This is a genomic window from Bacillus sp. LBG-1-113, assembly GCF_020708615.1.
GTDB classification, from domain to species: Bacteria; Bacillota; Bacilli; order Bacillales; family Bacillaceae; genus Bacillus; species Bacillus mojavensis.
The window spans coordinates 792,926-813,716 of record NZ_JAJFDG010000001.1 but is presented as its reverse complement, the minus strand read 5'-3'; the positions used below and the strand labels follow the sequence as shown (position 1 = coordinate 813,716).

25 protein-coding genes are annotated in these 20,791 nt (G+C 42.9%); 4 read left to right on the top strand and 21 right to left on the bottom strand.

Annotated elements, in window-relative coordinates; translation table 11 throughout:
• Entirely contained in the window at positions 1-954 is a 954-nt protein-coding gene (locus tag LJF29_RS04435) for a CgeB family protein (protein WP_229147174.1), read from the top strand.
• A gap of 67 nt (positions 955-1,021) precedes the next feature.
• On the opposite strand, the gene LJF29_RS04430 is transcribed toward LJF29_RS04435, so the two are convergent.
• The 3 genes from LJF29_RS04430 to msrA all read right to left on the bottom strand — a co-directional run bounded on the left by LJF29_RS04430 (position 1,022) and on the right by msrA (position 3,728).
• Complete coding sequence (locus tag LJF29_RS04430; RefSeq protein WP_229147173.1) at positions 1,022-2,170, bottom strand: phytase; 1,149 nt, start codon at positions 2,168-2,170, stop codon at positions 1,022-1,024.
• A gap of 589 nt (positions 2,171-2,759) precedes the next feature.
• Positions 2,760-3,194 carry a peptide-methionine (R)-S-oxide reductase MsrB gene (gene msrB / locus LJF29_RS04425; RefSeq protein ID WP_229147171.1) on the bottom strand — a complete coding sequence of 145 codons (435 nt, stop codon included), beginning with the start codon at positions 3,192-3,194 and terminating at the stop codon, positions 2,760-2,762.
• On the bottom strand, positions 3,195-3,728 hold the full coding sequence (gene msrA / locus LJF29_RS04420; protein WP_010334636.1) for a peptide-methionine (S)-S-oxide reductase MsrA: 534 nt from the start codon (positions 3,726-3,728) through the stop codon (positions 3,195-3,197).
• A 133-nt stretch (positions 3,729-3,861) separates the two neighbouring features.
• Here msrA and LJF29_RS04415 point away from each other — a divergent pair, with 133 nt between their 5' ends.
• Positions 3,862-4,287 (top strand): MarR family transcriptional regulator, encoded by a 426-nt coding sequence (locus LJF29_RS04415; RefSeq protein ID WP_024121778.1) that lies wholly within the window; start codon positions 3,862-3,864, stop codon positions 4,285-4,287.
• A 49-nt stretch (positions 4,288-4,336) separates the two neighbouring features.
• On the opposite strand, the gene LJF29_RS04410 is transcribed toward LJF29_RS04415, so the two are convergent.
• From LJF29_RS04410 to ilvA, 7 genes are all read right to left on the bottom strand, one after another.
• A complete protein-coding gene (locus LJF29_RS04410; RefSeq protein WP_229147169.1) occupies positions 4,337-5,674 on the bottom strand; it encodes an MATE family efflux transporter in 1,338 nt (445 codons plus the stop codon).
• Positions 5,675-5,746: 72 nt separating this feature from the next.
• Positions 5,747-5,941 (bottom strand): protein YpmT, encoded by a 195-nt coding sequence (gene ypmT / locus LJF29_RS04405; RefSeq protein ID WP_010334639.1) that lies wholly within the window; start codon positions 5,939-5,941, stop codon positions 5,747-5,749.
• An 11-nt stretch (positions 5,942-5,952) separates the two neighbouring features.
• Positions 5,953-6,516: a YpmS family protein gene (locus LJF29_RS04400; RefSeq protein ID WP_010334640.1), complete on the bottom strand. Its 564-nt coding sequence runs from the start codon at positions 6,514-6,516 to the stop codon at positions 5,953-5,955.
• 9 nt (positions 6,517-6,525) lie between these two features.
• Positions 6,526-7,293: an SGNH/GDSL hydrolase family protein gene (locus LJF29_RS04395; RefSeq protein WP_010334641.1), complete on the bottom strand. Its 768-nt coding sequence runs from the start codon at positions 7,291-7,293 to the stop codon at positions 6,526-6,528.
• Between the two features lie 77 nt (positions 7,294-7,370).
• Positions 7,371-7,952, bottom strand: coding sequence for an SCO family protein (locus LJF29_RS04390; RefSeq protein WP_229147167.1), 582 nt, complete (start codon positions 7,950-7,952; stop codon positions 7,371-7,373).
• Between the two features lie 153 nt (positions 7,953-8,105).
• Entirely contained in the window at positions 8,106-8,357 is a 252-nt protein-coding gene (locus LJF29_RS04385) for a DUF2535 family protein (protein WP_010334643.1), read from the bottom strand.
• A gap of 90 nt (positions 8,358-8,447) precedes the next feature.
• On the bottom strand, positions 8,448-9,716 hold the full coding sequence (gene ilvA, locus LJF29_RS04380) for a threonine ammonia-lyase IlvA (RefSeq protein ID WP_010334644.1): 1,269 nt from the start codon (positions 9,714-9,716) through the stop codon (positions 8,448-8,450).
• A 224-nt stretch (positions 9,717-9,940) separates the two neighbouring features.
• Between ilvA and LJF29_RS04375 the strand changes: the two genes are divergently transcribed.
• A complete protein-coding gene (locus LJF29_RS04375; protein ID WP_229147166.1) occupies positions 9,941-10,945 on the top strand; it encodes a sigma 54-interacting transcriptional regulator in 1,005 nt (334 codons plus the stop codon).
• 23 nt (positions 10,946-10,968) lie between these two features.
• Complete coding sequence (trhA, locus tag LJF29_RS04370) at positions 10,969-11,610, top strand: PAQR family membrane homeostasis protein TrhA (protein WP_229147164.1); 642 nt, start codon at positions 10,969-10,971, stop codon at positions 11,608-11,610.
• A gap of 32 nt (positions 11,611-11,642) precedes the next feature.
• Here the strand turns inward: trhA and LJF29_RS04365 are convergent, their stop codons facing one another.
• The 11 genes from LJF29_RS04365 to LJF29_RS04315 all read right to left on the bottom strand — a co-directional run bounded on the left by LJF29_RS04365 (position 11,643) and on the right by LJF29_RS04315 (position 20,717).
• Positions 11,643-12,263, bottom strand: a complete 621-nt coding sequence (locus LJF29_RS04365; protein ID WP_229147162.1) for a 1-acyl-sn-glycerol-3-phosphate acyltransferase — start codon at positions 12,261-12,263, stop codon at positions 11,643-11,645.
• Positions 12,264-12,773 carry a dihydrofolate reductase DfrA gene (gene dfrA, locus LJF29_RS04360; protein ID WP_229147160.1) on the bottom strand — a complete coding sequence of 170 codons (510 nt, stop codon included), beginning with the start codon at positions 12,771-12,773 and terminating at the stop codon, positions 12,264-12,266.
• Entirely contained in the window at positions 12,770-13,564 is a 795-nt protein-coding gene (locus LJF29_RS04355) for a thymidylate synthase (protein ID WP_010334650.1), read from the bottom strand. The genes dfrA and LJF29_RS04355 overlap by 4 nt, the downstream gene beginning before the upstream one ends.
• An 85-nt stretch (positions 13,565-13,649) precedes the next feature.
• Positions 13,650-14,183: a phosphatidylglycerophosphatase A gene (locus LJF29_RS04350; RefSeq protein ID WP_003230797.1), complete on the bottom strand. Its 534-nt coding sequence runs from the start codon at positions 14,181-14,183 to the stop codon at positions 13,650-13,652.
• A gap of 17 nt (positions 14,184-14,200) precedes the next feature.
• Positions 14,201-14,815, bottom strand: coding sequence for a YpjP family protein (locus LJF29_RS04345; RefSeq protein WP_229147158.1), 615 nt, complete (start codon positions 14,813-14,815; stop codon positions 14,201-14,203).
• Positions 14,816-15,074: 259 nt separating this feature from the next.
• Positions 15,075-15,860: a class I SAM-dependent methyltransferase gene (locus LJF29_RS04340; RefSeq protein WP_229147156.1), complete on the bottom strand. Its 786-nt coding sequence runs from the start codon at positions 15,858-15,860 to the stop codon at positions 15,075-15,077.
• 39 nt (positions 15,861-15,899) lie between these two features.
• On the bottom strand, positions 15,900-16,334 hold the full coding sequence (gene brxA, locus LJF29_RS04335) for a bacilliredoxin BrxA (RefSeq protein ID WP_229147154.1): 435 nt from the start codon (positions 16,332-16,334) through the stop codon (positions 15,900-15,902).
• Between the two features lie 105 nt (positions 16,335-16,439).
• Positions 16,440-18,116, bottom strand: coding sequence for a dihydroxy-acid dehydratase (gene ilvD / locus LJF29_RS04330; protein ID WP_010334656.1), 1,677 nt, complete (start codon positions 18,114-18,116; stop codon positions 16,440-16,442).
• 291 nt (positions 18,117-18,407) lie between these two features.
• The gene (locus LJF29_RS04325) at positions 18,408-19,538 is read right to left on the bottom strand and encodes a conserved virulence factor C family protein (protein WP_229147144.1); all 1,131 of its coding nucleotides are present in this window, start codon (positions 19,536-19,538) and stop codon (positions 18,408-18,410) included.
• Between the two features lie 59 nt (positions 19,539-19,597).
• Positions 19,598-20,203: an HD domain-containing protein gene (locus tag LJF29_RS04320; protein ID WP_229147577.1), complete on the bottom strand. Its 606-nt coding sequence runs from the start codon at positions 20,201-20,203 to the stop codon at positions 19,598-19,600.
• Between the two features lie 31 nt (positions 20,204-20,234).
• Positions 20,235-20,717 (bottom strand): glutathione peroxidase, encoded by a 483-nt coding sequence (locus tag LJF29_RS04315; protein WP_010334659.1) that lies wholly within the window; start codon positions 20,715-20,717, stop codon positions 20,235-20,237.
• Between the last annotated feature and the right edge of the window lie 74 nt (positions 20,718-20,791).

Sequence of the window (20,791 nt, the reverse complement as noted above, 5' to 3'; positions counted from 1 at the left end):
ATGAACGTTTTATATATCCAGTCGGGATATGGAGGAATATACAGTTATTTTGACCGCTGGGCTGAAGATTGCTTTCGGCGCGCTCAGACAGAATTCATGTCTGCAGATACACCAGACACAGAAGCGCTGTCAAGCATTGAAACGTTTCAGCCGGACTTCGCACTCATGATGGTTGGAGATCACGTTCCTCACGACTGGCTGACCTGGTTAAAGGGTAAGGGTATCCCCGTATATGTTTGGCTGACAGAAGACCCATTTTATATTGATATCAGTCTTCAGGTGATAAAGTACGCTGACGCGGTTTTAACAATTGATCAAAATGCTGCTCTCTGCTATCAGGAGCTTGGTTATCAGCATATCTACTATGTTCCGATTCCTGTTAATCATCGGCTGTTTAAAAAAATGGACACCGAACATTCCTTTCATTCGCAATTGCTTATCATCGGCTATCCTTACCCTAATCGGGTTCAGCTTGTGAAAGAAGCGGCATATCTCCCGTACACCGTTCGGGTCATCGGAAAGGAATGGAGAAAATACCTGCCTAAAAAGGTACTCAAACAGCCGCATATAGATGTAGTCAGCACATGGGTTCCGCCTGAACAGGCGGTTCATTATTATAACGGGGCAGACATCGTGATCAATCCACATCGGCCGTATCATTTTACGTTCAACAAAAATAAAAGCCGCATTAAAAATGCAAGCTTTAATAACCGCACCTTTGATATCGCTGCATGCGAAGCATTTCAACTAGTGGATCTCCCCGCGGCACATCCTTTTTCATCCTTTATTTCTTATCACAGCATCACCGACTTTAAGGAAAAAGCCGCTTTCTATATCAATCATCCTGAGGAACGAGACAAAGCTGCGGCGTTAAATTATAAAGAGACGGTTCCTGCTCATACATTTGATGAGCTTCCCGAAAAACTGAAAGCCATTCATCTGGCGCTTTCTTGAAAAATCGTTCATTTCATATGAACGATTTTTTCGTGAACATAAAAAAGCAGCATAATAGGCTGCTTCTTTAATCATCAGATCTGTCCTTCAGCTGTCTTGGATTCACCTGTTTATTCAGGTCAGGTTTTCCGCCAAGATGCTGAGAAATCTGTTCCCATGATACAATTTTGAAATTTTGATTGACAGCTTGTCCATTTTCTATATTTTCTCCGTCCTGCGCTACAAAAAGGCCATACGGATAATTTGGCCCCAGCCCGAAACCAAGAACATCAATACCGTCAGTATCACTCGTCCCGTCTATTTTCTCGCCATCCTTAATTTCAAAGTTGGCAATATACCGATTGCCTCCCTGCCTTTCATACATCGCATAGCTGTTATTGCCTTGACTTGAGGCGATGAGATAACCTTTTCCGTCCGGCGCATAATAGATGGTCAGTCCCTCAATATCAGCTGTTAAATGCTTTCCATCAGCACGATCAATGACTTTGCCCTGCGATCCCCCAGATGGTTCAGCGTTAAATTTCCAAATTGCTGTGTCTTCCTCCGCTATATAGAGATTTCCGTACTCATCATCTGCGACGAGACCTTCAGTTTGAGAATTTAATTTGAATTGCCGCACTTTTTTCCCTGTTACATATCCCTTTCCATTGTCGGCCATTTCATATTGCTCGAACTCTCCTTGTTTTCCCGACACCAACGCATAAAATGCCCCTGTTTTTTGGCTGTGATACAGGCTGAAACCGTAAACCTCAGACATATCAGTGGAAATGGGATGTTTCGGATCTGTGATGCTTTTCAATTCACCTTTTTCCCCATCAATGGCGTAAACTTCAATCGAATTTTTTCCTTCTGTCCGGTTTGAAGCAGCGACAATGTCAATCTGTTTGCCGTTGAGGGGAAAATCATAGCGGAGATCGACATTATTCAGCTTGCCAAACTCGTAAGAATTGATCTGTTTGCCATCCAAATCATACACGACTAACCCGGACTTCTTGTTTGTCGTTATCAATTTGCTTTTTTCCGGATGCTTTGCATCAACCCAAATGGACGGATCATCTGCAGCGTCATCTCCGGAAGCAACCGGCTCAGTCTCTCCCTTTGCCGTCACTTTGAAATGATTCACTTCATCAGCATGAAGAGCCGATACCGAATTTGCAGATAGGCTAAGCAATAAACATGCAGCAGCACTAAACAGAATGGTTTTTGGATACTTCATTTTTCATCCCCCTTATTTAAACCTTCTTTCTTATTGTAAAATATATGAAGTTGGTGAATAGTGAGACAATTGAACCTTTTTTATGTAGTGTTTCTGACTCAAAAGAACGCTTTTTTATATCGGCGTGAGAAGATGAAATGGGACCTGTTTATAAGGCGCGAAAATAGAGAATAAGAATATTTAGTACACTGTTTATTTAGTTTAGATTAAGCCCATCTCTTCATTTTTCTTAAAAATTCCCTGCATTTTGTCTTATTGGTTGCTTTCGATTAAAAAGTTGAACCTATGATGCAGGTAGAGATAAGAAAGTATGAGGAAAAACCAGAACTTTTAGTCACTGGCGGAGCGGGATCAATCGGAAGTCAAATTGTCAAACATCTTTTACTGCTCATACCTTGTATTCAGCAAAGACGACTGTAAACAGTATGGTAAGGAGTCAAAAGTATGCGGAGGATCGGCGGCTTTCAATTGTACTTGGAGATGTTATTACAAAAGACAGAGCTGCCCAAATTATTAAAGATCTGCATATAGAAGAAAAGCATAAAACAAGCCTGTCTATCGATTAGACAGGCTTGTTTTTGCTTGCATTTTATTTGTCAAATAGGTGCTGATAGTTTTCATATCCCTCTTCTTTGAGCTTATCCTTAGGAATAAACCGCAGCGCCGCAGAATTGATGCAGTAACGAAGTCCGCTTGGCCCAGGTCCGTCATTAAATACATGTCCCAGATGGGAATCGGCTGTTCGGCTTCTGACTTCTGTTCGAATCATTCCGTGGCTCGAATCCTGTTTTTCTTCCACTTCTTCTTCCTCAATCGGCTTTGTAAAGCTTGGCCAGCCGCAATGGGAATCAAATTTATCCTTGGAAGTAAACAAAGGCTTTCCTGACACAATGTCAACATAAAGCCCTTCTTCCTTATGATCCCAATACTCATTTTGAAACGGCGGCTCCGTTCCATTATTTTGTGTGACCTCGTATTGCATACGGTTTAATGATTTTATTCTTTCTTCTTTATTTAGCGTCATTTATTTCGCCCCCCAATGCTCACTGATAAATCCAGCTCTTCCGGAGCCTGTCCGGTAACGCTGATAATGCCCTGGATTCTTTTTATAAAAATGCTGATGGTAATCTTCCGCTTCATAGAATGGTTCAGCCTTTAAAATGTCTGTCACGATAGGATCTTTAAAAATGCCGCTTTCCGACAGCCGCTGTTTTGATGCTTCAGCAAGCTCCTTTTGTTTTTCAGTATGATAAAAAATCGCTGCACGGTAAGAGCTGCCGCGATCAGCGAACTGGCCGCCTGCATCTGTCGGATCAATTTGCTGCCAGAACAGCTCTAATAGCTTTTCATAAGGGAATACATCAGGCTCAAACGTGATTTGTACGGCTTCACGATGCCCTGTTGTTTCGCTGCATACTTCTTCATAGGTAGGGTTTTCAGTATGGCCGCCTGTATACCCGGACACCACTTTTTCGATTCCCGGCTGTTCGTCAAAAGGTTTGACCATACACCAAAAACAGCCGCCTGCAAATGTGGCGAGTTCTTTTTTTTCAGACATACTGGTGCCTCCTTTGTTAATACGTGGTATTATTATATTATAGCATGTAAAAATAGAATGAAAATGATTCTGCTTTTCAATAAAATTCTATAGGTTTTGAGTATTAGCAATTATGTAATGGGGGTTCACAAATTTGAAAGTAAGAACACAAATGATGTATGATATGGAAACTTTACTCCGTAAAGTTTTTAAACAAATACGCAATGAAATCAATGACATTCTAGATAAAGAGCTGTCGCGGAATGAATTTACCATTTTGCGCATTTTAAGTGAACAGGGACCTAAGAAAGTGACTGAATTTGCGCCCATTTTGGAAGTATCAGCAAGCCACATTACAGCAGTGACTGACGCGCTGGTAGAAAAGGAATGGATCACGAGAATCAGATCGAAGGAAGATCGGCGGATCATCCGCATCCACATCACTGAAGCAGGTGAAAAAATCGTTCAGCATTTCAATGAGAAAAAAACTGAATATTTCTTTAAACGCTTTGATTGTTATACTGATACTGAACTTGCCACATTAATCGAGCTTTTCAGCAAACTTGATAAAAAACGGTAAAAAAAGCACATACCCTCTATCAGGGTATGTGCTTTTCGAAGCGCCTTTCTTATCTATCAGTAAACAATTTCATCGTTTTCCAGCGGCCGTATCTGTAGTACAAAAACGCCACACAGCTGCTGAATAAGAAACTCATACCGATTCCGAGACCGATCCCTTTCTGTCCAAGCCAAGCTGAAAACAGAGCCGTGAAAGGATATCTCAAAACCCAGAAAGAAATTAAATTTAAAATCAAGACCTGCAACATGGCCCCAGCGGCTCTGACAATTCCGTTCAGCACAAAATTAATACCGATAAAGGGATAGAAAAACGCAATCCACCGCAAATATTGTTCACCAAACGCTACCGCGTCAGGCTCACTAATAAATAACCTCATTAAACATTTTCCAAATATCCAAATGATAATAGCAATGACAAGCATGCAAGAAAAGACAGCTATCACACCAAGCTTCGCAATCGATTCCACTCTTTTATAGTTTCCGAGTCCGATATTCTGCCCAGCCATGCTGTTGACCGCAGTACCGGCCGCCATAGCCGGAAGTGTGATGATGCTGTCCAGCCGCTGCACCGCGCCAAATCCAGAGACCACATGTTCTCCATATGAGTTGACGACACTCATGATCGCCATCATTCCGCCTGTAATTACCATCATCTGCAGACCGGCGGGAATACCGAGTTTCAGAATCAATGCAGTCTCTTCCCACTTAGGAGCTCTTGGCATAGAAAACGGAACTAGCTGATGTTTGATGACATAAAACAAACCATATAGAAACGCAATCCCCTGTGACAAAACAGTTGAATAAGCTGCTCCCGCAATCCCCATGCGGAAAACAGAAATAAAGAGCGGTGCCAGCACAGCATTCAGCACAACGGCAAAAGCGATGAACCTTAGCGGTGTTTTGCTGTCACCAAGCGCCCGAAGAACCGTACTGATAAAGTTATAACCAAACAAAAACAGTATGCCGATAAATTGAATCTGCAAATAGATCTCGGCAAGCGGAATCATGGATTCCGGCGTTTGCAGAAGACGCAGCAATGGTTCCGACAAGAAAAAACCGGCTGCGCCGAACCCGATGCTTAAGCCTGTCAATAAAACGACAAAGGCATTGATGTACGACGCCATTCCTTTCTCATCATCTTTTCCTTTTTGCTGAGACAAAATGGTTAAGGTCGCATTATTAAGTCCCAAAATAAAAGACAGCACGGTTAATACAATCGTGCTTGATACCGCGGCCGCGCCAAGCGCTTTTGCCCCCAGCAAATTGCCGACCCATAAACTGTCTATGAATTGAAAAGAAACCTGCAGAGCATTTCCCAGCATAATAGGCACCGAAAATAGGATGAGCTGCCTCAGTACGTTTCCCTTCGTAAAATCGTATGCTTTCATTTCTTCTCCTTGTTCTCTTATATTTTCGTCCAGCCGCATGAAAAAAGAGACGATGCAGCATGTCTCTTTTTTTCACGATTTATCGGCTTTTTTTCGGTCTTTCATGCCAAATGTAAAAACCATCACACTCAGAAACAATGCGCAGTACGAAATGTTCAAGTACATTTGATCCATATCTTCAGCGGCCAGATGATGATAAGCAAGCCAGCCGAAGTAAAGGGAAAACGTAAATGATAACAAACTGAAATACTGGTAAATCCGCTTCATTTCAGTCACCTCTATTGTTTAGGATGGTAATAGGAAAACTCAATTTCATCTTGTTCTAAATTAATTTTATTTGCTTTAACATACATCCCGTTCGTTAATGGCATTTCAGACAGACGGACCTCAATGCTTTTATCGCCGGGATGAACATGCACAAAGGATGGAAGTTCATAGAAGCTGTCCATATAATTTAACACAAAGCTAATAGGAATACTCAATTTCCCTAAGGAAAATTTCGTTACATTCAGCTCGACATCGCCATTCTTTTTCACGGTCGGCTCAAATGCGATAAACGCGTCAATTGACGTGGAAAATGCTTTGATTTTCCCCGCTACATGGACATCGTCACCAATATCCACTTTGTAATCAAGCTTGTTTGACGCTTTCTCGTTTAAATATGAGTTGACAAAAGCAGCTAAAGATTCTTTTGTGCTGGTCACTTGAAATCCGTACTCGCTTTTAGAGGTATCCTCTACCTGAGCTTGCTTGCCCGGCAGCATGAGCAGCGTCACAAACCCTACTGCTAATACAATATTGATTGCAAGCAATATAAAAAACAGTCGTTTCCAGTTATTCATGATTTCACCCTACTCTTTCGGTAATCCTTCTTTTTCAATTGCTTGATAGACCCGTTTTGCTATTAAGGAATAACCCGTTCCATTAGGATGAAAATCATCTTCCTCAGAAATTCGTTTACTGTCACTTTTTTGATTGAACAAGTCTTCTATATTAATGATTTTTGCATGTTTATCTTTTTTCAGCTCTTTTTTAGCAATGTTGTTCCAATCTGTGACTACCCCGTTAATTTCCTGTAATTCAGATAGAGTAAACGTAAACGGATTATACATGCTGACATAAATCAGTTCTGCGTGATTATTCAGCGCCCGGATCTCTGAAATGATTTTTTTAAAACGCTTTTCGTACGGCTTTTCCTCTTCCTGGAACGGTTCGACGGTTAATTGCAGGAAGTTTTGGCGAAGGACCTTCATCAGATCATTACCGCCAATTGTTAAAAAGACATAATCTGCATCTTTTATGCCTTTTTGAACGTTTTTATCTTTTAGTTTCTCTAACAAATCTTCTGTACGATTCCCTTTGACGGCATAATTTTTGACGTCTACCTTTTTGACTTGCTCATTTGACCGGATAGAATCCGCCACCTTGCCAACATATCCCTTGCCCTCGGGATCTCCGACACCTTCTGTAAGCGAATCTCCGACAGCGGCAATGACAATGTGCTCTTTCGTTTTCAGTTCATGGGCTTTTTGTTTTCCCTCAGATGCTGTACGTAAGCTAGTACACGCAGTAAGAAGCAAAATCAAACTGGCCATGAGTGCAAAAATGCGCAGTTTCAATCTTGTTGCTCCTCCCCATTCTACTAGTGGAAAGTGTATCATGTTTTAGGAGATTTGAAAATGCCTTGTCTTCGAGATTACTTGAGTTTGCTGGCTGTTTTCACATCAGCGATGATGTCATCGTATGGTGTATTTTCTACTCCATTGTAATCTTTCAGCACTTTACCGTCAGGGCCTACTAAATAAAAAGAAGATTGATGAATGACCTGATCCTGGCCTTCAGGTTTCTTCACGATCGCTTTAAAGCTCTCAAACGCAAACGTCTCGATGTCACTTTGACTGTATCCCGTTAGAAAATCCCAGTTATCAAAAGATAAAGGATAATTTGCCGCAAATTTTTTCAGCTGCTCCGGGTTATCATTCTCAGGATCAACACTGAAGGATACAATGCGCACATCTATATTCTCAGCCTTTAATTTCTTTTGAAGATCTGTCATATGAGCTGTCATCGGGGGACATACGGTCTCACAATTGGTAAAAATAAAGTCTGCGAGCCAAACCTCTCCTTTTAAACTGTCTAAAGAAACATTTTTGCCATCTTGGTTTTTAAAAGTAAAAGGCTCCACCTGGTAATTAAGCGGATCCTTAATCTGATGTCCTCCGCAGGCACACAAAAGCAAAAAAATCAGTCCTGCCGCAAACCCTTTGATCATCTTCATGCCGTTCACCCTTTCCAGTTTAAAGCGCTTACTAAATGGCGTGCTCACCTTCCTACCCTTGTTTCATTCTATACCCGCAAAAAAATTCCTGCATGCCCCTTCGTACGCCTGCGCGCGGCATAGCAAAGGGGACACACAGGAATAAACGGCGTATCACGCGTTGTGTTTTAACACCTCTTGATGAAAAACAGCCTGATAATCAGTCCATTTCATCCGGCGCTTCATATATTGTCGGAAAGAATATACTTTTGCCCTGCTATTTGATGAAAACACCTCTTTTAAGTAAATCTGCAAATGCTGATTCAACATAAAAAAATAATGTTCATCTTCCTTTAACACAGGTATTTCTGTCACTTTCACCTGAATCCCGTCGCTTCGTTTGAACTCTAGGCTTTTGAGTAACAAGCTATCAATCCTCATTTTTTGATTGTTTTCTTCTATTATATACAATGCCGGCCGGGCTGTCTGTCATTTTGCGCGGTTGTGCCGAAAAAATCAAATCAGCAGATGGAATAAATCTTGATCCTTATTTACCTCTAAATAATGAAACGCTTTTTTATTCATCCGTTCAATCAGCGGTCCATAGTCAGCTTTGTTTTGAAGCTCAATGCCGACAAGAGCCGGTCCGTTGCTCTTATTGTTTTTCTTCGTATACTCAAATCGTGTAATGTCATCATTCGGCCCAAGAACTTCGTCAAGAAATTCACGGAGTGCACCAGCTCTTTGCGGAAAATTGACGATAAAATAATGCTGAAGTCCTTCAAAAATCATAGACCGCTCCTTCATTTCCTGCATTCTTCCAATATCGTTATTGCCGCCGCTGACAACACATACTACGTTTTTCCCTTTAATTTCTTCCTTATATAAATCCAGTGCCGCAACAGAAAGAGCACCCGCCGGTTCAGCGACAATCGCACATTGATTATATAATTCAAGAATGGCTGTGCATACCTTCCCTTCAGGCACGAGAAGGATGTCATCAACTACGGTTTCTAGCGCTTGAAAGGTTTCATCGCCGATTTTTTTTACTGCCGCTCCGTCCACAAATTTATCAATTTTATCTAACGTGACGACATGTCCAGCTTTGTTAGATTCAAAATAAGACGCAGCGCCCGCCGGTTCAACCGCGATCACTTTTGTCTCAGGAGACACGTTTTTCATATACGTGCCGACCCCTGCAAGAAGCCCGCCTCCCCCGACACTTGCAAATAGAAAATGCGGTTCTGTATCAATGTCATTTAAAATTTCGACTGCCAGAGTTCCCTGGCCGGCCATTACATCCGGATCATCAAACGGATGAATAAAGGTTCGGTGTTCCTGCTCACAGCATTCAACTGCATTTTTATACGCATCATCAAAAGTATCACCTGTCAAAATAATATCGATAAATCCTTTTCCGAACAGTTCCACTTGTGACACTTTTTGTCTTGGTGTTGTGGAAGGCATGAAAATTTTCCCATGAATGCCCAGGTGTTTACACGAAAACGCTACACCTTGTGCGTGGTTTCCGGCACTTGCGCACACGACCCCGTTTTTAGTCTGCTCGTCAGAGAGCTGCTTCATTTTGTTATAAGCCCCTCTGAGTTTAAAAGATCTGACTACCTGCAAGTCTTCTCGCTTCAAATAAATATTGCATTCGTATCTCTCAGAAAGTCTGTCATTCCTTTGCAGCGGTGTGTGAGTCACAACGTCCTTCACGTTTTGATGAGCCTTTAAAATGTCTTTCACTTGGATGAGAGAGTTTTCTTTAAGCAACGGTTTCATGTACAGATTCCTTTCTTGTTTTAAATCCCTATTTAATATGCCATTATAACACGAATATTCAAATAATAAGACAATTATTTTTATTTAGTAAATAAAAAAATCAATCTCATTCTAAATTCGCCGCATCCAGCAGGCATAAGAACAAAGTTCTAAAGGATAAAAGATGTTTTTAGCTGAAAGGCATGTTATAATAGGAACCAATTAGAACCAAAAGGAGCCAATAAATGATTACCGCACCTCAACCTTGCACTTTTCATAATCTAATTGGAGAGCATCAACTCTTTCTCGAAACAAAACGAGTCGCCATGCAGTTTGCCTTATCAGAGCTTCCTGTCCTGATCACAGGAAAAGTCGGAACAGGCAAGGATCATTTTGCACAAGCCATCCACCAAGGCTCTTCAAGAAATGGCGAACCATTGATCAGTATCAATTGCAGCACCCATTCAGAAGAAAGCCTTGCATACGAGCTTTTTGGCTCTGACGGAATCTCCGGTGCGTTTCAAAAAGCCGCCCGAGGCACACTTCTTCTTAATGACATATGGAATATGCCGGTTTCTGTACAAGCTAAGCTTCTAGAAGCACTTGACTCTGATGGGGAAAAACCGAGAATCATCTGTGCTTCTGTCATCCCGATAACAGAGGTTGCCGAAAATACATTCAGGCAAGACTTATTTTACAGGCTGAATATTTTAACGCTCACATTGCCGGTGCTGACCGAGCGAAAAAGCGATATCCCCCTTTTGACCCAATATTTCCTTTCAGAATCCGGGCAGCCTTTATTAATTGAGCCTTCAGTCTTTCCGCTGCTTAAACAGCATCCATTTGAAGGGAATGTAAGAGAATTAAAAAACACAACAGATTATATGGCGGCAGTATCCAGCGGAGGAATCATTCATCCGTATGACGTTCCGCCCTATATACGGGACGGACTAAATGAAAAAACGACGAAGAAAAAAGCGAAGCTTCTGACTTTAATGGAAAAAGCAGAATTTCTGTTTATTTTGGAAACCATAAAAGTGTTAAATGAAAAAGGCGAACCGGCAAGCAGACGGATCATTTCTGAACGCAGCAAAAACAGCCAAACCTCACTAACGCCGCAGCAGGTCAGAAGCCGTCTGGATTATTTGGAGAAAAAAGAGTATGTGACAAAAAGCCGCGGACGTGCGGGCACAAAAATTACGTTAGAAGGGCTGAATTTTTTAGAAACGCTGCAAAAACAAATGATGTAGCAGCGAAAGCGAGGAGAATGTACGTGTATACAATAAAAGAAGAGATTGCCAACGCCATCACCCACGGCATCGGTGTGTTCTTATCCATACCAGCATTAGTGTTCCTGATCATATTTGCGGCTAATTACGGATCCACATGGGATATCGTCAGCTTTACCATATTTGGTGTATCCATGCTGCTGCTTTATTTGAGCTCCACCCTGCTTCACAGCATTCAGCACAAAAAGACGAAAGATATTTTGGAGATTATTGACCATAGCGCTATTTACGTGTTGATTGCCGGAACCTACACCCCTTTTCTGCTTGGACCGTTAAAGGGCACACTCGGCTTCACCCTGCTGATCATCGTTTGGTCGCTTGCCCTTTGCGGAATCGTGTTTAAAATTTTCTTTGTAAAACGGTTTATCATTTTATCTACCTTGATGTATTTATTAATGGGATGGCTGATGATCATCGCGGTTAAACCTTTATATGCCTCACTGACAGGAGCTGGATTCAGCCTTCTTTTACTTGGCGGTCTGCTGTATTCTGCCGGGACGATCTTTTATATTTGGAGAAAGATTCCCTTCCATCACGCCATTTGGCACAGCTTTGTTTTAGGCGGAAGCGCAGCGATGTTTTTCTGCGTGCTGTTCTATTGTGTGAAAGTGCCGTTTTTATCCTAATGAAAAAGCGCAGTCTCAGTGACTGCGCTTTTTTAGGCCCGTAATTGCTTCTCACTTGCCGGAATATAAGCTTTAGAAAATGACAATTCTATATCTGCTGGTTTTAAGCGTTTAAAAAGCGACCCCTTCAGCACTTCATCTGTTCCTGTCGTTTCCACTATTACAACCGGAAGGCTGCAGCGGGCGGCAAGTTCCAATGGATCGATGCACCCATCTAAAGAAAGAATCATGCTTTGGCCTTTTTCTAATTGGGTCAAAGTATCTTCATATACCTTTTCTGAACTGCTCTCTTGTATGACATTCATCCGTTCAAGCCATTGTCCGATAATCGGTAAGCGAAACACTTTGGGGTTTGCGATAAAACCGGCAGGCTTCTCAATATACCCAGCAATTAAAGCAAGTTCAGCTAATCGCAAACGAGAATGCACATACAAAACAGGACCGCTCGGTATCGGCTCTGGCTGATGGATGGTGATGACAGATCCTGAAATACCGATACAGCCTTCCAAAAACGCCTTTGGCTGCTCGTAAACGAGTGTCATCTGTTTTTTGTATGACAGACGCGGATCCAGCATTCTTTGATTAAACAATTGTTTTATATTTTTTAACAGCATATACACAATGTAAATCACTAGGCAGCTGTAGCGAATCAATTAAAATCCTCCCGCTTCAGATGATGCATTCATTTTTTCATACACTAAAAATTCATAGTCATACGGATTTTTTTCGTCCTTCGTCCCTTGCTCAGAAGAAACAAGCTTCCATTTGCTCTCATCAAATTCAGGAAAGTAGCGGTCTCCATCAAACTGGTGATGAATTTTTGTCATATACAGCCTGTCCGCATAAGGAAACAGCGCCGTATAAAGCTGTGCGCCTCCGATCACGAAGCATTCCTCAGTATCTGAAGCAATCTGAAGTACGTCCTCTATTGAACTGACAATGGTACACCCTGGAAATTCTGCATCGTGTGCAGATGTCACAACAATATTTTTCCGATTTGGAAGCGGTCGTCCAATTGATTCATATGTTTTTCGCCCCATGATGATTGAATGTCCTGAGGTTACTTTTTTAAAGTATGCAAGGTCATTCGGCAAATGCCACGGCAAATCATTGTCCTTCCCGATAAGCCGATTGGCATCCATCGCGAAGATGAATGAAATCATACGCTGACCGCTCCTTTAATATGCGGATGCGGATTGTAATCTTCAATGATAAAGTCATCAAACGTAAAGCCGAAAATCGAATCAACCTCTCTGGCAAAACGAAGCTTCGGCAGCGGGCGGACATCTCTGGTCAGCTGCAAGTTAACCTGTTCAATGTGATTTTGATAAATATGAACATCTCCGAATGTATGAATAAATTCGCCCGGCTCAAGCCCTGTTACATGAGCGATCATCATTGTAAGCAGCGCATAAGAAGCTATATTAAACGGCACACCGAGGAAAACATCGGCTGAGCGCTGATAAAGCTGGCAGGACAGCTTGCCGTCAGACACATAAAATTGGAACAGGCAGTGGCACGGAGGCAAGGCCATTTTATCGATTTCACCAACATTCCAGGCACTGACGATTAAACGTCTGGAGTTCGGATTTGTTTTAATATCTTCAACAAGACGTGAAATTTGATCAATGGTTTCTCCGTCAGCTCCCCGCCATGAGCGCCATTGTGAACCATATACAGGTCCGAGTTCGCCGTTTTCATCGGCCCACTCATTCCAAATACGCACTCCGTTTTCCTGCAGATAGCGTACATTGGTATCCCCCTTTAAAAACCAAAGCAGCTCATGCGCAATTGATTTAAAGTGAAGTTTTTTTGTGGTCAGCATCGGGAAGCCTTCCTGCAAATTAAATCTCATTTGATAGCCGAAGGTGCTGATTGTTCCGGTTCCTGTACGGTCTCCCTTTTTTTCACCATGATCTAAAACATGCCGGCATAATTCTTTATACTGTTTCATTTAATTCATCCTTTAAAAGTAGTCTTATAGTAGTGTAACACAATAAAAAATCATTTCTGAACCCAGAAATGATTTTTTTTATAGATTAGCTGACAACAGGCTTTTCGTCCTGTTCTTTTTCTTCATCTTGCAGATCCTGATGTGTATGGGCAATTCTGCTCGCTGCTGCAGCTGCAAGTGCTGCGACAATATCATCCAAAAACGTATGGATGCCGTCAGGGCTTTCATCGAGCTCCTTAATAATTCCGATCTTCTCTTTATCCAAATAACCAAAGTTGGTCAAGCCGATCGAGCCGTACACATTAACGATTGAAAGAGGGATAATTTCATCTATGCCGTAGAGCGGTTCATCTGTTTCAACAAGATGCTGCAGCGGTTCAGGAAGAAGTTTCTGCTCTGCAAGCTGATCAAGCGCCAGCCCTGTTAATACAGCATGGATAATTTCACGCTTGTTCAGTACTTTTTCTACATTCTCCATACACACACTAAGCGGGAGATTTGGATTGTATTTTTCCTGAAGTTTTTGAACGATACGCGCAATATCTTCTATCATAACGCCCCGTTTGTTCAGCATATCCTTTGTTATATCGACCATTTCATTCATTGTGTACTTTTTCATATCTAATGGCATCTCCTTTAGGCACTCATCCAGTTGGGAGGTGTGTTGCGGTCCCAATAAATGCTCCCAAGCTCATGGTGTGATTGAAATCCATCTTCTGTTGTATGATAATGAAAATTAAACCAGTAGCCGTCATGTGGGGGGTGGTCTCTGCGCACATGGAACCTGAGGAGGTCTTCTCCGGTTGTCCGATTGTAAACGTGAAAGATTTTCTCCGTTTTCCCCGCTGAAGGCTTGCTTGAAATCACAACATCTTGATACGCTTCATCATCTTGCAATGTCGCTAAGACATCACATATGACATTTTCGATTTTCGGCAGAATCTCTTTGCGATAGTCATCTTCAATGACCGGAGCAATTTTGCTGCCAAATTTCAAAAAAGACTGATTTTCAGCGCTGTCAAGGAGCTGTTCCTTGTACGATTGAAAAAGTAATTCGGGGTCTCCCCTGTCTTCCGATTCATAATCATCGTACAAATCATGCTCATCATAAAAAGCGGTGTAATCATTCTGCTCAAGACTGCTCGGCTGTCCTGAAGGCTTGTCTGCCATGAGAGCAGCCGGAGGAGATACGAGCCCAAACGTTACGATGGTAAATAAAACCACAAGGGTCTTTCTCATCCACAAGTTCATGACTGCTTATTCCTCTCTATTTTATTGTCATGTTTCTCTTATTTTATCATAGGTCGAACATCCAAGTCATGCACTATATGAAGCTCTAACACAATTTAGGAGATTTGTTGCTTTGCTGCATGTGTAAAAACGCTTACAATATAATGTGAAAGGAGGCCTTCCGCATGATTGACGCTTTGTTTGCAACGGTTTCACTTTTAACATTATTATATTTTGTCGTCATGGAAGTCACCGATTAGAAACAAGCCCGTGAGGTTCTTCACGGGCTTGTTTCTCTCTCGATTTGAATAACACCGTAGTGAAAAAGCGCTGTTTTTCTTTTCAACACGTTAAAACCAAATTGTTCAAAGCGCGGGCTTTTCCAATGGTCTTTGAGTACGACGCTTTTTCTGGCTGCCCGCACCGCTTCTTTGATACAGCCATCCGCCAATGCAGAATCCTCAGCCAGCTCTCGTAATGGCGCGATGCCATCAGATGACTTTACAGGCTCATGAAACATCGGATCAAAATAAATGACATCTACTGATTTGTCAGGCAGCTGCTTTAGATAGTCAAAGCAATCCGCATGATTCACTTGTATTCTTCTCATGGCAGATTGAAGCTGTTCTATACCGGTTTCCCACGAATTGAGCCCCGCATTCACCAGAACGGACACAAGCTTGTTTTTTTCCAGCCCGATCACCGAACCGGTTTCGCCAACCGCCATACTTGCGATAATGGCATCGGAAGCCAACCCGAGCGTGCAATCCAAAAAAGAATCTCCGGCCGTTAAGCCAGCTGCCCGAAGCATTGGCTCTTGCTCGCCGCGAATCAACCGTTTAGCTCTGAACATCGCTGTATTCGGATGGAAAAAGAATTTACCGCCTTGTTTTGTATAAAGTTCGAACCGCTCTTTTCCAATTACGAGCAAATCACGCTCAGCTGCCTTCAGCATATTTTCAACCGTTTGTTTATTTCGGCTGCAATATTGTATATCCAGCTCTTCCGAAAGCATTTTTGCGATCTTTATCGTGTGGTCTGACGGTCTATAGCTTGTTGTAATCATGATCTATACTCCAAAAGAAAATGCCCGGTAAACGGGCATTTAGCAGTGTGCATCAAAGGCATCAGTTAAGTTTTTCATGATTTCTTCCATTTCGTGCCCTTCAATCTCATGGCGCGGAATAAAATGCACGACTTTTTTGCCTTTCAAAAGAGCCATTGACGGTGAAGAAGGCTCCTGGCCTGTTAAATACTCACGCATTTTTGCAGTGGCTTCTTTATCCTGGCCCGCAAATACTGTCACCGTATTGTCAGGTGTTTTGTCGTTCTGCAGGACTGCCTGAGTTGCAGCAGGACGCGCAAGACCTGCCGCACAGCCGCAAACAGAGTTAACGACTACGAGAGTTGTGCCCTCTGCTTTCCCCATGAAATTTTCTACTTCTTCTGCTGTTGTTAATTCTTCAAAACCGGCCCCAGTCAGCTCGCGGCGCATCGGAACGACAAGCTGGCGCATATATTCTTCATAAGCCATTGACATAAAAAAGCCCCCTCTAAATATCCTTCATCTGAAGTAAAGGATACTATAGAGAGAGCCGGATTTCAAATGTTCACATCTTAAAACAAGAGAATGTGATCCCGATGTCTAGATTTTCATGATACCGCCCGTATTGGCACTTGTCACAAGTTTAGAATAACGGGCCAAATAGCCGGTTTTCACTTTTGGCTCAAAGCCTTTCCAATTCGCTTTCCGTTTTTCCCATTCTTCTTCCGGTACTTGAACGTCCAGAATGCGTTTTTCGATATCAACGATGATATGATCGCCGTTCTCAACAAAGGCAAGCGGTCCGCCTTCTGCTGCCTCTGGTGATACGTGTCCGATTGAAAGGCCTCGGGATGCCCCGGAAAAACGTCCGTCTGTAATCAACGCTACTTTCGGACCAAGCCCCATTCCGACAATCTGTGATGTAGGTGCAAGCATTTCAGGCATACCCGGCCCGCCCTTTGGCCCTTCGTAACGAATGATGACGACATCGCCTTCTTTTACTTTCCGGTTGATAATGCCGTCTAGCGCCTCATCCTGAGAGTCGAATACGACAGCTGGCCCTTCATGTCTCGTAATACCGTTCTGTACGCCGCCAGTTTTGATGATAGCGCCGTCCGGAGCCAGATTTCCGAATAATACAGCAAGGCCTCCCTTTTCAGTGAATGGCTGATCTAATGGATGAATGACGTTATAATCCTTCACTTCATGACCGGCAACGGTTTCTCCGAGTGTTTGACCTGTAACTGTCAGCGCGTCTAAATGAAGTGCTCCTTCTTTTTTGGAAAGCTCATTCAATGCTGCAGACACACCGCCCGCTTCATGAAGATCTTCAATAAATACATCAGATGCAGGTGCCAGCTTGGACAAATGCGGCACGCGCTCTGCAACTTCATTGATGCGTTCCAAAGAGTATTCAACGCCAGCTTCATTTGCCAGGGCAAGCGTATGAAGTACAGTATTTGTTGAACCGCCGAGCGCCATGTCAAGCGCAAACGCATTGTCAATCGCTTTTACTGTGACGATATCTCTCGGTTTGATGTCTTTGCGAATGGTTTCCATTAATTGCTTAGCTGATTTTCTGACAAACTCTTTTCGTTCCGGCGATGTCGCGAGAATGGTTCCATTACCAGGCAAAGCCAATCCAAGTGCTTCTGACAGACAGTTCATTGAGTTTGCTGTAAACATTCCGGAGCAAGATCCGCATGTCGGGCAGCCGAACTGTTCTAATTCCTGAAGTTCGCTTTCCCCGATTTTTCCGGCTTGATAAGCACCGACTCCCTCAAATACTGAAGATAGAGAAATTTTGCGCCCGTCGCTTGTTCTTCCTGCAGCCATTGGTCCCCCGCTGACAAAAATGGTCGGAATGTTGATGCGCACAGCCGCCATAAGCATTCCCGGCGTGATTTTATCACAGTTCGGAATACAGACCATTCCGTCAAACCAGTGCGCTGATACGACAGTTTCCACTGAGTCAGCGATGATCTCGCGGCTTGGGAGCGAATATCGCATTCCGATATGCCCCATCGCAATTCCGTCATCTACACCAATTGTATTAAATTCAAACGGTACGCCTCCGGCTTCTCTGATTGCTTCTTTTACGATTTTCCCAAACTCCTGCAAGTGAACATGACCGGGAACGATATCAATATATGAGTTACAAACCGCAATAAACGGTTTGCCAAAATCCTCTTCTTTTACACCTGCTGCGCGAAGCAAACTGCGGTGCGGTGCTCTATCGATTCCTTGTGTGATCATGTTACTGCGTAATTCTGCCATGGTGATCCTCCTAAATAGTCTCAATTGTTAGATTGAATATTATTTTAACAATTTTCAGTTTATTTGTGGGCTGTTTTTGCTAAATTGCATGATGTCAGGCCGCCCTATCCTCGGTTGTTGATTCATGTTTTTATATTTATATAGCTTTCTGTCGATGTGAACCCTCCAACTATTTAATATTGTTACTTACTATATATAGTTTTCGACTATTTTTCAACAATATTCGAAATAATTTTTATAAAAAGTGAATTCAAACTAAAAAGGTGCATGATCTGCACCTTTCCTTCTTTTTTATTCGCCTTTTCTTCTGCTTTCTGTCATTTGCTTCCAGACTGACCCTTTTGCCTCTTCACCGTGTTCAATTCGTTCCAGCGCCATTTTCACTTGAAGGCTCACTTCAAATTCTGGATCATCTTCAGCAGTCCGCAAAGCTTCAATTGCGCTTTCATCACCGACTTCGTAAAGGAACATAGCGGCGCGCCACCGGACTAGCTTGCTTGAGTCGCTTAACGATTTTATCATCGCAGGGATGGCTTGAGGGTCGCCGATATCAGACAGGCAGTCTCCAGCCGTCCTTCTCACCGATACAGACTTATCCTCAAGCGCCTTATACAATAGAGGAAGAACATCAGGTGATTCAATCATTCCTAAATACACAACAGCCTGCCTTCTAATGGATACCTTTGGATCATCCAATGCTTTTTGCAAAACGGGGATGTCCTCTTCTTTTGGATCCATCTGCTCCAAGTGTGCGTAACGCTGTTTCCAATCCTCATCATCCAGCATGTCGAGCGTGACTTTATAGGCTTTGCGCTGTACCGTTTGTTTCGTTTCGCCTTTCCCTTGAGCCGCTGCATCCGTCAGCCGTTTCAGCCTTTCATCACTGTAAGCGGCCTGAAGCTCTTCTGTCACGTCATGGCCGATTTCAGTAAAATCGCCGAATCTGACGCCTTGTTCTTTCCAGGCTCGTTCAAATACAACATTTGACGCTTCCGCTCTGAGTTTTAAGATCGCCTGCTGAAAACGGTCAGGAAGCCCGAAGCGTTCTTCACGCTCGCCATCTGTCAATTTGACTTGCATAGGAATTCCGCTGAACATCTGTACAAAAACTTTCACTTCTCCAAATGACTCTTGTTCCGATCGGTTTTCTGCACTCTCAGCGCTTTCCATTCCAAATGCCGTCCGGACTTGCGGTAAAATGTCTTTCCAGTCATATCTGGCGTTCCGTTCAACCGCAAGAAAGTCGGCAACATGATATACCCCTTTAACTCCTTCAATATTTAGGATTTCCACGACAACAGGCGGGGCGCCTTCTGCCTGATCCGGTTTATAATTATTGCTTTTGCCCGCCGGAAGCTCTTCCGTTAAGATGACCTTCATTGTGTTCGGGCTTGGCGTCGGTTCAATTGATTTTATCTTCATGATTGTCCTCCTATAGCCTATCTGTGACTTATTCTAACATAGTCGCCCCGCGCCTTCTATTACGATGTTTCAATATCAATTCCGGGAATTTCTTTTTCTAATTGACTGACGAAATGAAGCATAAATTTATGCCTCTCGTCAGCGATTACTCTTGCGGTATCTGTATTCATCATATCTTTGAGGAGCAGCAGCTTACCGAAAAAGTGGGCATAGGCACTCTTATCATTTCCATAAAGGCGATGTCCCTTTGCGCCAGCAAACATAAACGCTCTTGCTATTCCTACTGCCCCGATCGCATCCAGCCTGTCAGCATCCTGTACAATTTTCCCCTCAAGTGAAAGCGGTTCTTTTCCGAACTTTTCCCTGTCCCGAAAGGACATTCTTGTAATAATGTGAATAATTCTTTCAGCCTCTTCTTTTCCGGCTCCTAAAGAAACAAGCCGTTCATACACCTCGCTGACTGAAAGCCTGGCTGCGTCAGGCAGCTTCACATCTATCAAATCATGAACCAAGGCTGCCGCTTCAACGATGAACAAATCCGCATTTTCCTTTTTCCCAATATATAAAGCAAGCTGTGCAACTCTTGATACATGAAGCCAGTCATGACCCGAGCTTTCCCCGTTCAGAACAGATTTGACCCATGTCCTGATTTGCTCTGTCTGCATCCGTTTTCGATCCTGCACCAAAACACCCTCTTTAATGTCCTAATAACTTCGCAATAACGTCTTCCAGCTCTTTCGGATTTGTGTTTGGCGAATAGCGGCCGGCTATTTCTCCGTTTCTGTCCACTACAAATTTAGTGAAATTCCATTTGATTGCCTTTGTTCCGAGCATGCCTTTCGCATGTTCTGTCAAATACACAAAAAGCGGGTGGGCGTTTTTTCCGTTCACCTCCACTTTTGAAAACATGGGAAACGTAACACCGTAATTTGTTTTGCAAAATTCCTGTATGCCTTCCTCATCGTCAGGCTCCTGATTCATAAATTGATTGCAGGGGAACCCTAAAATCTCCAGGCCCTCCGGCTGGTATGTATCATACAGCTCCTGAAGCTGCTTAAATTGAGGAGTAAAGCCGCATTTACTGGCTGTATTTACAATGATCAACACCTTTCCGGCAAATGGCTGAAGTGTCATGTCTTTACCTGTAATGGTCCGTACCCTCATATTATATATAGACATTGAAATTCCCTCCTACTTAACCTGAGTGCTGTGATTATTTTACCTTTTTTCCTGTTTCAAAACAAAACGGAAGC